Source organism: Prosthecobacter dejongeii, from assembly GCF_014203045.1.
Lineage (GTDB): Bacteria > Verrucomicrobiota > Verrucomicrobiia > Verrucomicrobiales > Verrucomicrobiaceae > Prosthecobacter > Prosthecobacter dejongeii.
In genome coordinates this window covers 321,536-333,915 of record NZ_JACHIF010000003.1, presented here as the reverse complement: position 1 = coordinate 333,915, position 12,380 = coordinate 321,536, and the positions used below count along the sequence as shown (strand labels likewise).

The window sequence follows — 12,380 nt, the reverse complement described above, 5'->3', positions numbered from 1 at the left end:
ATCCTGTGTCCCTGGGGAATGTGGTGGGCGATCCTCTGCGGCGAGTCCCCATGCTCCATGATGATTGGCGCGGCGGGTGGGTACTGCCCCTACATTTCCAGGGTTTGGAGTCCTGTGCATTGCTTGTCTACCACCGCCGCTCTTTGGAATGGCCGCAGAAATCCACGCGTGATGGATGAACTTATGCGGCCATTCATGCGTGACGTGTGGAACATACCTTTTGGTTAGGCTGGGTTTCAGCACGTCACGTCTGAATAGAACGAACACCGCTGCCACGCACGGGAGGAGGGGGTAAACCTCGTCGCTGGCGTCGCACCCGCAGGGTATTTCACGGCGGATGTTTCGGTGTTTATGGCACACCTTCCGGAAAGCCTCTTCGTGATGTCGGGAAAGGGGCGTGGACTGCCTGCATTCAACTTGAATGCTTAGGAAATACTACGCGATTAATAGCGCTCGAAATTCATCTTTGCAGACTCCGCAAGACGGCGTTTTCGCCGGGTCTCGGGCAGGCCGTTTCAGGGCCGCATCTGCGATGGTCATTCGGGGGTCTCGCTCCGGCATCTGGGCGACAGACGCCGGAGCTTTGACGGGTTAGCGGCCCCGTCCAGGTGACGGGGGCTCAGGGATGTGGGTTGTTAGGGGAATGGGTGAGTGGAAGGATCTTCCGGAGGGATGGGATGCGGGTGGGATCTGAGCGGAAAACAAAAAGCCCTGCTGCCTTTCGAAGGGCGAGCAGGGCTTTTTAAAAGGCCGGTTCTGGGTAAAACCTGCGGCTTAGCCGCGCTGCTCGTAGACCTCCATGTTCGGGGTGCTCCAATACATCTCATGATGGCCCAGGCTTCTAAATCCTGTTTCCAATCGGATGCTAAAGCTCCCTGCTCGGCACTCAGGAAGTGCTCGGAGGCTTGGGGAGTTTGTAGCTATCGGTTTCATGGAGGTGCGTGCTGAAGGTAGGCGGAGTTTGACACAGTCTTTGAAGACGTCAAATCCAAATAATCATTTTTTTTATCGAATGGGAACCGAAATGAAACTTTTGTCCTTAGGCTTTCCTAGGGAGCTGGAAAAGCAATTTCCAGGCTCTCCACATTCGATTCCATGCGCTCTAAAAAATCGCCTGTTTCAGGCACGTTAGCGCAGGGGTCCAGGACTATGCTCTGCACGCCGATGGCCCGGAGCTTATCCACGCTTTTGCCATCGGGCTGGCCTTCCCAGAACATCCACTTGGCCGGGTGCTTGGCCAGCAGCGCCTGTAGCTCGGCCATAGCTTTGTCATCCGGCACGGTCTCCGGCTCCCACAGCACGGACTGGATGTCCAGACTGTAACGGCGGGCCATGTATTGATACACGGGATGCGAGGCCACGAAGGGCACTTTGGCCAATCGTTTGCCCACGTCTAACAAACGTTGATCCAAAGAATCCAGATCTTTTTTCAGCTCCGTGTAACGGTCCGCAATGGCTTTCTTGGAGTTCTCAGGGACCAGGGTTTGCAGGGCCTTGGACACTTCCTGGGCCTGTAGGGAAGCCTGGCGGAGATCTAGCCACGTGGTGAAGGCGGTGCCGCTGTGGCTGTGCTCCCCACCTGGGCCGTGACTGTGCGTGGTGGCGTCTTTGACCTCGATGTATTGATCCGAATACGCGCTGCCCGTGTTCACCACTTTTTCATCGGGCAGGGTGGTGGTGTCCACCCATTTGGAATAGCTGGCACCATTCATCAGAATGAGATCTGCCGCCTGATATTTCGCCAGCGTCTCATCATCCGGCTGCCAAAAGGCGGGGTCTTCATCCGCAGGCGCGGGAAAGTGGACCTCCACCAGATCTGCCCCGAGACGCTGGGCGAAGTATTTTAGCGGGTAATTGGCCACATAGACCTGAGGTTTACCGCTGGCGGCTTGAGGGCTGCTGGAGGTCTTTGGGGATGGGGTGCAGCACGCCAGCGTAAGCAGGCATGAGAGGGCGAAGAGGACTTTCATGAAAGGTTAAACGACAGAGAAATGAGGGTGGATGAAACGGCGGATAGGGGAAGAGTGTTGCCTACAGAATTCAGCGCTGCCAAAGAATGTCTGGGGTGATATCTGACACAGTCGCACATCCGGTTAGGCCCATGGCCACCTCAAACTCCGCGCGCAGGATGTTCAAAACGTGCGCCACGCCGATGGGGCCAGCGACACTGAGACCGAAGATGTAGGGCCTGCCGATGAGGACAGCGCTGGCCCCCAGAGCCAGAGCTTTCAGCACATCGGTTCCCCGGCGGATGCCGCCATCCACCAGCACCGGGATACGGCCTGCGACCTGCGCGGTGATCTGTGGCAGTACGTCCACGGTGGCTGGCAGCGTATCCAGGATGCGTCCGCCGTGATTGGAAACGATGACGCCCGCAAAGCCATGCTGGATGGCCAGTTCCGCATCGGCCGATGACAGAATGCCTTTCAGCAAGATGGGCAGCGTGGTGATGGAGCGCAGCCAGGCGATGTCCTGCCACGTCGGTGCTTCATCCAGCAGCGCGCCGAAGGCCACATTTTCTCCTGCTTGGCGTGGGCGCAGATCGGGCGGCGTCATGCCGCGTAGATTGATGGCCTCCACCCCCGGTGGCAGGTGAAACTGCGCGCGCTGTTGGCGATTGCGGATGCCATTCAGCGGTGCATCCACCGTCAGTACCAGGGCCTGATAACCGGCCGCCTCCGCCCGCTGCACCAGGCGCTGGGTAAAGGCGCGGTCTGGCTGCATGTAGAGCTGAAACCACAGGCGCGTCTGCGCCGCAGCGGCAATTTCCTCCAGCGGCACTGAGGCACGCGTGCTGACGACCATTCCTGCCTTTAAAGCCGAGGCTCCTAGCACCGTAGCCAACTCCCCCTGCGCATGCGCCATGCGCTGGTAAGCGATGGGTGCAAGGAAAATGGGGTGGTCATATGTCTGGCCTAAAAGAGTCATCCGCGTGTGCCCACCGGTCATGTCACGCAGCACACGGGGCAGCAGTTTCAGGGCATCATAGCCACTGCGATTTTCCCGCAGGGTGATCTCATCGGCCGCGCCGCCCGCATAGTAGGCCCAGGCCTGCTCCCCCAAATGCTGCCGTGCAAGTGCCTCATAATCCGTGAGCGCGACGATCTCTGGCGGGATCTGGGACAGGGCTGGCAGAGGGAAAGACATGGTCATCCCATGTGTCCATCTGCCCAGGTGAATGGGCAAGTGGATTGATGATAAGCCTAGTTTGAAACACTTCAGTGGTTGCCTATGGCACGATGAAGAGAAATGATAAAGACACAGCTATTTGCATGGTAATGGCAGGGGAAAGAGTGGCTCAAGAAAACTCGCACGCGGTGCCTCACCATGACCTGTTGAAAGCGAATATCTGCATCAGCAGTTCCACCACACGGGATGAAAGAGCGAACGAAGACTACGTCTTGTAATCCCAGCCTGGGCAGTGGCCTAACGCGAAGCATGGTTTCTTCACATTTCCGAAGATGTCAGGGGGCAAATGAGCTGGGTTGTGGCTCACCATGCGGAGAAGTGTCTTTGCACGCCCCTCGCTCGGGCATGCAGGATGAATCACTCTGGGGAATGCCGTTCGCCGCAACCCCACCTTGTCCCCCTGTCTGCCCCGCCAAATGGCGGGCCGTCACTGAAGCAGAACCTGGGCCACCGCTTTCTTGCTGAAGAGTCGTTGGGATTTTTGGCTGCCAATGCGCAGGCTGAGAAGCTGAACTTGGTCTTCGAAAAGTTCGTTAAACACCGCATGTCGCAGCGTGCAGGCTTGCAGCCCCTGGGGTAGCACGATTTCAAAGAAGAGCGTCAGGACGGGATCGCCGCTTTTGAGACTGTCGGCCTCCAATTCACGACCTACCCAAAGGAGCGGCGCGATGTGACCTGCGGCATCGGTGACCACAAAGGTTTGCGCCAGGTAGGCCTGAATTTTCGAGTCGAAAGTCGTGTCTTGAGCGGGGGGCTTTTCCTGCTGCTTTTGCAGGGCCAGCTCGAGATCGCTGAGGAAAACGGTGAGGCTGATTTCGAGCTTTTGGGTGACGGCGTTGAACTCAGCCTCCGCAGTGGACTGATGCAGCGAATGCGCGTGCAGGCAGGGCGCGAGCAGTGCAGCGGCGGCAGCGAGGATGAGACTACTTTTTCTCATCGGGCTTTTCCTCGGCCTGCTTTTTCTTCGGCTGAGTCAGCTCCCGCATGGGGTTCGGAGCCTTGTCATCCTTGAAGAGTTGGAAGCGGCTTTTCACCGGACGGCGGGGCCAGAAGTTGTTCTCCACATTGCAATCCACCAGCTCCTGGCGGGGGTCAAAAGTCACGGACTTCAACTCCTTGGGCGTGAGGTGCAGCTTGGAGGTTTTCTCGGTGTTAAAGCGCCAGATCTCCGCAGGCAGGGTCAGTTCCTCACTGCTGCCGTCGGTGTAGTCCAGCTTCAGGATCAGAGGCGTGACAAGACCTCCCACGTTGGTGAACTCCAGTACATAAAAGTTGTGCTTCGTTTTCAGCAGTGTGGGGTCTATTTCTTCTTCCTTGAGGTCTTTGAGCAGGGTTTCGTATTTCTTCTTTTCGCTGGGCAGCACGGTAGCTTCATCGAAGGTATCATAGAAGTCTTTCAGCTCGGGGAAACGGTCCACGCGCTTGGGCAGTGGGGCATTGCGCTGGCGGGTGAGGGTTTGCGGCAGATCGTCTTTTTCCTTTTTCTTCTTCGGGTTTTCCACAGTGGGGTCGCGGCTGTCCAGTTGCAGCCACTTCACTTCGTCAATGGACACATCCACGTGATCCACGCTGTAAAACCAGCCGCGCCAAAACCAGTCCAGATCCACCCCGCTGGCGTCTTCCAGGGTGCGGAAGAAATCAGCCGGGGCAGGACGTTTGAACATCCAGCGACGGGCATAGATTTTAAAGGCGTGGTCAAAGGCTTCGCGCCCCAGGATGTGCTCGCGCAAGATGTTCAGTGCCACGGTGGGCTGGCCGTAGGCGTTTGGGCCGAGATCGGCGATGGACTCGGAATTTGTCATCACCGGCACACGATCACTCAAGCGCATGTAGTCAGTGAGGCCGCGTGCGTCCCGGCGGTGTTTCCAGTTGTTTTCCCACTCCTCTTCGGTGAGGTATTCCAGGAAGGAATTCAGCCCCTCATCCATCCAGGTCCACTGGCGTTCATCGGAGTTCACGATCATGGGAAAGTAGTTGTGCCCCACCTCATGGATCACTACGCCGATGAGCGCGTACTTGGTGCGCTCGGGGTAGGTGCCGTCTTTCTCGGGGCGTGGGCCATTGAAGCAAATCATGGGGTATTCCATGCCGCCCACGGGGCCATTCACCGACCACGCGACGGGGTAAGGATAACTGAAAGTGTAACGTGAATAGGTCTGGATGGTGTGGGCGATGGCGTGAGTGGAATACTTGTCCCACAGCGGCATGCCTTCCTTGGGGTAAAGAGACATGGCCATGACTGGCGGGCGAAACATGCGATCCGTGATGCCGCCCTGGCGCTCGGGTGTAGGTGGAAAGGTGGCGCCCTCCACGGCCATGGCATCCCAGATGAATTTGCGCGAGCTGGCAAAGGCAAAGTCGCGCACGTTTTCCGCCTCGAAGATCCAGGTCTTCTGGCCTTTGGCCTTGGTTTTTTCTGCCGCCTTGGCCTCCTCTGGGGTGACGATGAAGACGGGCTTTTTCGTTTCTCCTTGGGCGGCCCGCAGGCGCTCACGCTGGGTCGCGGTCAGCACCGTTTCGGGATTTTGCAGCAGGCCGGTGGCGGCCACCAGGTGGTCTTCCGGCACGGTAAGGTGGACTTTGTAATTGCCGAACTCCAGGGTAAATTCGCCGGTGCCGAGGAACTGCTTATTCACCCAGCCCGCGTAGTCCGTGTAGGCAGCCAGACGGGGGAACCACTGGGCGAGGGTGTAGATGCAGTTGTCATCTTCCGGGAAGTGCTCGTAACCGGTGCGGGCATTGATGCGCTTGCAGTCATTGATGGGGTAACTCCAGGCCATTTTAAAGACCTGGGTGCTGCCGGGTTTCAGCGGCTGGGGCAGGTCCACGCGCAGCATGGTTTTAACGATCGTGTGAGGTAGGGCCTGGCCTTCGGCATCGGTGACGCGGGTGATCTTCAGCGCGCCATCATACGTCTCATAAGCCAGCAGGCCATCCAGCGCGGAGTAGGTGACCTTGGCGGGATCAATGCCACGCTTAGTGTTAGGCGTGAGGCGGGAGTCCGCCTGGTGGGAGAGGTAGTTTTGGTCGAGCTGGACCCAGAGGTAGTCGAGGGTGTCTGGGGAGAGATTGTGATACGTCACCGTGGCCTCAGCGCTGAGGCTGCGCTTCACGTCATCCAGCGTGGCGTGGATCTCATAGTCCGCACGGTTTTGCCAGTAGGCGGCACCCGGTGCGCCGGAGGCGATGCGCTGGGGGGTGGGGGTAGGCAGCAGTTGCTCCAGCTGCTGAAATTTCCCCACTGGGGCCCCAGGTCCAGCAGCAGTGGCGGTGAGGGCGGTGAAAAGGCAGGGCAGCAGGAGCTTCATCGTGCGCCATTGTTCAGATGTGATTGAAATTGGCAATCCCTGATTGCAGCCAAGAGCGAAGTCTGGTTGCATGCGCTTCCGATGATCTCCAGCTGCCGTGCCCTTTTTGGCCTAACCAACAGTCCCCCATGAGCTGGGACACGCTGCTGCTACTCTTTCTCGCAGGCCTGAGCGCGGGGTTCATTGACTCCATCGCCGGAGGCGGGGGGCTAATCTCATTGCCAACGCTGCTGTGGGTGGGACTGCCACCGCACCTGGCGCTAGGCACAAATAAGATGCAGAGCACCTTTGGCACCCTACTGGCGGTGCGGCGCTATGCCCAGGCGGGGCTGGTGCAGTGGGCGCAGGTGCGGCTGGCGGTGGCGGTGACCTTTGTGGCAGCGCTGCTAGGCACTCTGGCGGTGACGCAGGTGAGTGCGGATCTGCTGCGAAAGCTGGTGCCCTGGCTGCTGCTGGGCATCGCCGCGTATGCACTGGTGAGCCCGCGTTTTGGCCAGCAGGCCAAGCGTGCCCGGCTGACGCCCACCATTTTCGCCTGCCTGGGTGGCTGCGTGCTGGGGTTTTACGATGGCTTCCTGGGCCCGGGCACGGGGACCTTCTGGACAGTGGCTTGTCTCTCACTCCTGGGGCTGAATCTCCTCCACGCCACCGCTTACACAAAGGTGGTGAACCTCACCAGCAACGTCGCTTCCGTCTCCATCTTCATCGGCGCGGCGAGTGTACGGTATGACATCGCTGCGGTGATGATCGCCGGACAGCTCCTCGGTGCCCGGCTGGGCAGCGGCCTCGTCATCCGCCATGGGGCCCCTTTCATCCGCATCATGTTCCTCCTGGTCGTTTTTTCCCTGGTGGTGAAGCTGCTGTGGGATCAGTGGGTGGCAGGCTCTTGATCCCAGGGCGAATGCGGTGCATCTTGGTTGCTCGCACGCCTCCCCTTCCCTTTCCCCATGCCACGCATCCTCGCCATTGATCACGGAACCGTCCGCATCGGACTGGCCATCAGCGACGAGATGGAGCTGACGGCCAGCCCTTTAAAAACCCTGGAGTCGAAGGCGGATGTGGAGCGTGAGATCGCCCGCATCGCGCGGGAAAAACACATCGCCCGCATCGTCATCGGCATGCCTTTTCTGATGAGTGGCAACCGGGGTGAAGCAACGGAGCGGGTGGAGAAATTTGCCGATCGCCTGGGCAAAGCGCTGCAGCATGAGCTGCCCATCGAGTTCGTGGATGAGCGACTTTCCTCCGTGGAAGCGGAGGCCTCCATGTCCCGGGCGGGCATCACGGATAAACGCCAGCGCAACGAGATCGTGGATCAACTGGCCGCTGTGGTCATCCTGCAAGATTACCTCAACAGCCAGCGCGGCCCGGCGGGCTTTCTCCTGCCGGATGAAACTTACGACCTGGAATGGACAAATGAGCCGAAGCGACGCCGAAAATAAGCTGGGGCTCAACAAAGGCCCAGGTCCGGGACTGCGGCGTCTGCGGGTGGTGGTGGCCTACTGCGGCACGCCCTGGCGCGGCTGGCAGGCGCTGGCCATCGGCGGCGGCATCCAGGATGAACTGAGTGCCGCCGTGCTGAAAGCCACGCGGGCCGCCACCACCGTCCATGGCTCTGGCCGCACGGATGCGGGCGTGCATGCCCTGGGCCAGGTGGCCCACATGGATGTGCCGGTGAGCCTGCGCATGAGCGATGAAGCCTGGGTGAAAGCCGTCAATGCCTGCCTGCCCCTGACCATCCGCCTGGTGGAGGTGCGGGCTGCGGAGCCGCCCACCTTTCACTCCCGTTACGATGCGAAGGGCAAGGTGTATCGCTACCGCATCTGGCGCGCGCCCCAGCTTTCCCCTTTTGAATCTGACCGCGTCTGGCACATCCACGGTCCGCTGGACATGGCCGCCCTCCAGACCTGCCTGGATAGCCTGGTGGGCACGCATAATTTTGTGCGCCTTTCCGCGAATCGCGGCGACATGCCCGAGACTATGCGCCGCGCCCTGCCGGAGAAAACCACGCGCACCATCCACCGGGCGGAGATGCGTGAGGACGGCGACGTTTTGGAACTGGAATTCGAGGGCGACGGCTTCCTCTATAAAATGGTCCGCCTCATCGTGGGCAGCCTCATGCTGGTGGCCCGGGGGCGCGCCACGGTACCGTGGTTTCAGAGTCTGCTGACGGATGACACCGCCCCGCAGAGCAACCAAATGGCCCCTGCGGGGGGTCTCTACCTCGCCCGAGTGATCTACTGAGCTGCGGGCTGCGACCGCAGGCCCCACAGCACCTTCACGGCCTGGGCGGCGGCCTGGACATTGTGCACGCGAAAGATTTGGCTGCCCTGGCGCATGCCTGCGGCGATGCAGGCGACGGTGCCCGCATCCCGATCCACCGCATTCGGCAGGTCCAGCACCTGGCCGATGACGGTTTTCCGCGAGACAGGCAGCAGCACCGGGCGGCCCCAGCGCTGGAGCTGATCTGCATGACGGTAGAGCGTGAGGTTGTCTTCCCGCTGCTTGGCGAAATCAATGCCTGGGTCCAAAATGATGTGCTCTGGGGACAGGCCCGCCACTTCGGCCAGGGCCAGCTTTTCATCGAAAAACTGCGCCATGGTCTCCAGGATGTTCGCATAGCCCACGTGCGTGTGAGGCACCTTCGGCTGGCCGATGCTGTGCATGATCAGCAGGCTGGCCCCATACTCCGCACACAGGCGTGCATTGGTGCCATCTGGCAGGGCGCTGATGTCATTGATGAGATCGCCGCCATGCGGGAGTACGGCCTCGATGACGGCAGAGCGCCAGGTATTGATGGAAAGCAGGGGCGGCCACAGTTGCTCAGCGTCCCAGGGGGCATCCTCCACCTTGGCCAAGAGATCTGGCCAGGCCGCCATGAAAGGCAGCAGGCGCTGGATTTCCTCCTCCACGCTGATGGGGCCGCGATTGGTCCGCGCGCTCTCTGCGCCGATGTCAATGATGTCTGCCCCCTGCCGCAGCATGGCCTCCGCCTGGGCCAGGGCCTTTTCAGGGTCCAGCGTGCCATCGCCACAAAAGGAGTCGTCATTGATATTGACGATGCCCATCACCAGCGGGCGGCGGGGGAAGTGGAGGGTGTGGTGGCGGGCTTTCCAGATCATAGCGGCCAGGTTTCAGGCAGGGGTACAGTGGTACGCTGGCGCTGGTGAAAGCGGACGGTTTCGCGATAACCGACACTGCGCACAAAAGCCAGTGCGTGGCCAAAGTCGGCCCCCACATCCGTGGGTTTATGCGCATCGGAATTGATGACGATGGGCACACCGGCACTGAAGGCCATCTCCAGCATCTCGCGGGAGGGGTAACAATCGGTCAGCCCTTTGCGCAGGCTGGCGGTGCTCACCTCCATGACGCCGCCCGTATCGGCCAGGGCCTGAATGACGGGCGCGTAGTAGGGGCGGAGATCACCAGTCGGTAGCGCGCCAAAGCGTTTGGCCAGGTCCGGATGAGCGTGAAAGTCATACTGGCGGGTGCGCACCATTTTCTCATACAGCCGCCAGTAGAGCCGCCACATCTGCTCGATCTCGGTGGGGGTTTTGAAATGGTTCATGTATTTGGGATCGTCCACGGCCAGGTCTTCCTGGATGTAGTGGACGCTGCCGATGAGGTAATCCCACGGGGCCAGCGTGGCGGTCTCATCCGTCCAGGCTTCGCGGCCTTCCAGGTAGTCGCACTCCAGGCTGAGGCGCACGGGGATGCGCACGCCCTGGCGGGCCTCCTCTACCATGTCCAGGTAGCGGGGCAGTTCATCCAGACGCATGCGCCATTCATCCAGGTGCTGCGGCATGGGATTGTGATCTGAGATGCCGATCTCAGCCAGGCCGATGCTCTGGGCATGGCGGGCATAGTCCAGGGGGGAACCCTCCGCATGCTGGCAGAGGGGGGTGTGGTTGTGATAATCCGTCAGCATGCCTCTTCTTGGCGGCAAAGCAGGCTGGCTGCAAGTCCCGCCCTGGGCCAAGTGCAGGACCATGGCGGGAAAAAGTGCGCGCACGCTCTCCCACCGCGTGCCCTTTGCAGGGTCGTCTTCGGCGGGAGGAACGCTTTGGGTAACGGGGCTTTAGATCGCCCAGCCTTCGCGGTAGGTCTTCGTCAGCAGCTTGTTCGCTTCCGGGAAGTTCTTGAAGCTGAGGTTCGCCGCATCCCATTCCAGGATCTTGGGCTCCAGGGGATCGCCCGTGCGGGAGTCAATGGGGCCGGGGCAGAAGCGCGTGGCCACATTGCCGAGCTGCACGGCCTCGGAGAGCGGGCCTGCGTAGTGGAACCCATCGCTGGTCTTGCTATTGGTTAGGCAAGCATCCACCCAGACATGCCAGTGGCTGAGGCCTTTTTCCTTCGGGTATTTGAAGGTGGTGAATTTATCCGTGGGGTACAGACGTGGACCGGCGACGTGGCCGAGGACCATGTTCCCGGTTTCACCGATGAAGAGGGAACCGCTCTTTGGCAGTTCCAGGTTATCGGGCATCTTGGCCAGCTTGCGATCAGGGCGCAGGCCGCCATCGCTCCAGGTCACTTTCAGGGTTTTGTCCGCCGTCAGTTCATTGCCTGGGAAGACAAATTCCACCTCTTCGGAAGTGGGCCAGATGTGCTGATTGATGCCGCTGTTTCGCGCGGTGACGGTGAGGGGTGCATTCAGATCCAGGGCCGTGAAAACAGGGTCCAGGATGTGGCAGCCGAAGTCGCCCATGGCACCACCGCCGAAGTCCTGCCAGTCACGCCAGATGAAGGGGTGATAACAGGCGGCGTATTCACGCATGGGCGCACAGCCGATCCACAGATCCCAGTTCACATTTTTCGGCACGGCGCTGCCCGGCAGGGGCTCCAGGCGCTTGTTGCGCTCGTTCCCCGTCACAGCTACCCAGGAATACACTTCTTTGATTTTGCCAATGGCACCTTCTTTCAGCAGGCGGGTACCCAGGCGATACTCGATGGCGGAGTGAATCTGATTCCCCATCTGCGTGGTTACGCCGGCTTTCTCTGCCTCCAGGCGCATCTGGCGGGACTCCCACACGGTGTGGGCAAGGGGTTTTTGGCAATACACGTGCTTCTTCAGGCGCAGGGCATCAATGGAGGCCTTCGCATGCATGTGGTCCGGGGTGCCCACCGATACGGCATCGAATTTATCCCCCAACTGGGCATACATTTCGCGAAAGTCAGCAAAGTGCGGGGTGCCGGGGAAGGCCTTGTCCACCTGATCAAAGCGGGTGCTGTCAATGTCGCAAAAGCCCACGTACTTCACCGCTGCGTGCGCGCCGATGTTTTTGATGTCGCTGAATGCCATGCCATTCGCGCCCACGGACACGACCTGGAGCTTCGAGTTCGGGTTGGCAGACTTCACCACCGCTGGAAAGGCGACGGAGGCAGCGGCGAGGGAGGTGTTTTTAAAAAAGGTGCGGCGGCTGACAGGCATAGGCACAGGACTACGCCTGCGGGGCCTGCGAGCTTGCAGCGGCCCAGTCGCGCATGCGGGTGCGCATGGAGGCCAGTCCATTCAGCCGGGTGGGCGTCAAAGCCTTGTGGAAGGCGCATCCGACCCAGATTTCAGGCTCCATGGCCACCACCTCTGCTGGTTCCGAATCCGTGTAAAGGTGACACAAAAGAGCCACTAATCCCGCGACCATGGGCGAGTCTGCTGCGCAGCGAAACTGGCAGCGTCCGTCCTTCATTTCGCCCTGCACCCACACGCGCGAAACGCAGCCGGGCACGAGGAGATCGTCCGTGCGCAGGGCCTCCGGCAGCGTCACCGCCGGGATGAAGGAGGTGAGGGCAGAAAGGCGCTCCTGAACGTTTTCGATGAGGTTCAGGTCGGCGATGAGTTCGGCTTGTTTATCCCGCAGGGTCATGGGCACCAGCATGGCCACGCTTTGA

The 12,380-nt window shown here is 60.3% G+C and carries 11 protein-coding genes and 1 tRNA gene; 3 read left to right on the top strand and 9 right to left on the bottom strand.

Going from position 1 to position 12,380, the window contains the following annotated elements:
• Positions 1-65: 65 nt before the first annotated feature.
• The 5 genes from HNQ64_RS09240 to HNQ64_RS09220 form a co-directional block, all read right to left on the bottom strand.
• A tRNA-Trp gene (locus HNQ64_RS09240) sits at positions 66-140 on the bottom strand.
• A gap of 909 nt (positions 141-1,049) precedes the next feature.
• Entirely contained in the window at positions 1,050-1,970 is a 921-nt protein-coding gene (locus tag HNQ64_RS09235) for a metal ABC transporter substrate-binding protein (protein ID WP_184207765.1), read from the bottom strand.
• A 70-nt stretch (positions 1,971-2,040) separates the two neighbouring features.
• Entirely contained in the window at positions 2,041-3,147 is a 1,107-nt protein-coding gene (locus tag HNQ64_RS09230) for an alpha-hydroxy acid oxidase (RefSeq protein WP_184207763.1), read from the bottom strand.
• A gap of 469 nt (positions 3,148-3,616) precedes the next feature.
• Positions 3,617-4,126 carry a DUF6702 family protein gene (locus HNQ64_RS09225; protein ID WP_184207761.1) on the bottom strand — a complete coding sequence of 170 codons (510 nt, stop codon included), beginning with the start codon at positions 4,124-4,126 and terminating at the stop codon, positions 3,617-3,619.
• Positions 4,113-6,497 carry a M1 family metallopeptidase gene (locus HNQ64_RS09220; RefSeq protein WP_184207759.1) on the bottom strand — a complete coding sequence of 795 codons (2,385 nt, stop codon included), beginning with the start codon at positions 6,495-6,497 and terminating at the stop codon, positions 4,113-4,115. The genes HNQ64_RS09225 and HNQ64_RS09220 overlap by 14 nt, the downstream gene beginning before the upstream one ends.
• Positions 6,498-6,625: 128 nt before the next feature.
• Between HNQ64_RS09220 and HNQ64_RS09215 the strand changes: the two genes are divergently transcribed.
• The 3 genes from HNQ64_RS09215 to truA are packed head-to-tail and all read left to right on the top strand — an operon-like array spanning position 6,626 to position 8,738.
• Positions 6,626-7,387, top strand: coding sequence for a TSUP family transporter (locus HNQ64_RS09215; RefSeq protein ID WP_184207757.1), 762 nt, complete (start codon positions 6,626-6,628; stop codon positions 7,385-7,387).
• 57 nt (positions 7,388-7,444) lie between these two features.
• Positions 7,445-7,936, top strand: coding sequence for a Holliday junction resolvase RuvX (gene ruvX, locus HNQ64_RS09210; RefSeq protein ID WP_184207755.1), 492 nt, complete (start codon positions 7,445-7,447; stop codon positions 7,934-7,936).
• Positions 7,911-8,738 (top strand): tRNA pseudouridine(38-40) synthase TruA, encoded by an 828-nt coding sequence (gene truA, locus HNQ64_RS09205; protein ID WP_184207754.1) that lies wholly within the window; start codon positions 7,911-7,913, stop codon positions 8,736-8,738. The genes ruvX and truA overlap by 26 nt, the downstream gene beginning before the upstream one ends.
• Here truA and folP read toward each other — a convergent pair.
• The 4 genes from folP to HNQ64_RS09185 all read right to left on the bottom strand — a co-directional run bounded on the left by folP (position 8,732) and on the right by HNQ64_RS09185 (position 12,367).
• Positions 8,732-9,616 (bottom strand): dihydropteroate synthase, encoded by an 885-nt coding sequence (gene folP, locus HNQ64_RS09200; RefSeq protein ID WP_246430998.1) that lies wholly within the window; start codon positions 9,614-9,616, stop codon positions 8,732-8,734. The genes truA and folP overlap by 7 nt on opposite strands.
• Entirely contained in the window at positions 9,613-10,506 is an 894-nt protein-coding gene (locus HNQ64_RS09195) for a histidinol-phosphatase (RefSeq protein ID WP_343075885.1), read from the bottom strand. Before HNQ64_RS09195 ends, folP begins: the two co-directional genes overlap by 4 nt.
• 66 nt (positions 10,507-10,572) lie before the next feature.
• Complete coding sequence (locus tag HNQ64_RS09190) at positions 10,573-11,922, bottom strand: Gfo/Idh/MocA family protein (protein ID WP_184207752.1); 1,350 nt, start codon at positions 11,920-11,922, stop codon at positions 10,573-10,575.
• A gap of 10 nt (positions 11,923-11,932) precedes the next feature.
• Complete coding sequence (locus HNQ64_RS09185; RefSeq protein ID WP_184207750.1) at positions 11,933-12,367, bottom strand: SufE family protein; 435 nt, start codon at positions 12,365-12,367, stop codon at positions 11,933-11,935.
• Positions 12,368-12,380: the final 13 nt, after the last annotated feature.

Bases quoted from the DNA above. Each gene is read 5' to 3' on its own strand.
- HNQ64_RS09235 (WP_184207765.1), bottom strand. From the start codon at position 1,970: ATGAAAGTCCTCTTCGCCCTCTCATGCCTGCTTACGCTGGCGTGCTGC.
- HNQ64_RS09230 (WP_184207763.1), bottom strand. From the start codon at position 3,147: ATGTCTTTCCCTCTGCCAGCCCTGTCCCAGATCCCGCCAGAGATCGTC.
- HNQ64_RS09225 (WP_184207761.1), bottom strand. From the start codon at position 4,126: ATGAGAAAAAGTAGTCTCATCCTCGCTGCCGCCGCTGCACTGCTCGCG.
- HNQ64_RS09220 (WP_184207759.1), bottom strand. From the start codon at position 6,497: ATGAAGCTCCTGCTGCCCTGCCTTTTCACCGCCCTCACCGCCACTGCT.
- HNQ64_RS09215 (WP_184207757.1), top strand. From the start codon at position 6,626: ATGAGCTGGGACACGCTGCTGCTACTCTTTCTCGCAGGCCTGAGCGCG.
- ruvX (WP_184207755.1), top strand. From the start codon at position 7,445: ATGCCACGCATCCTCGCCATTGATCACGGAACCGTCCGCATCGGACTG.
- truA (WP_184207754.1), top strand. From the start codon at position 7,911: ATGAGCCGAAGCGACGCCGAAAATAAGCTGGGGCTCAACAAAGGCCCA.
- folP (WP_246430998.1), bottom strand. From the start codon at position 9,616: ATGATCTGGAAAGCCCGCCACCACACCCTCCACTTCCCCCGCCGCCCG.
- HNQ64_RS09190 (WP_184207752.1), bottom strand. From the start codon at position 11,922: ATGCCTGTCAGCCGCCGCACCTTTTTTAAAAACACCTCCCTCGCCGCT.
- HNQ64_RS09185 (WP_184207750.1), bottom strand. From the start codon at position 12,367: ATGCTGGTGCCCATGACCCTGCGGGATAAACAAGCCGAACTCATCGCC.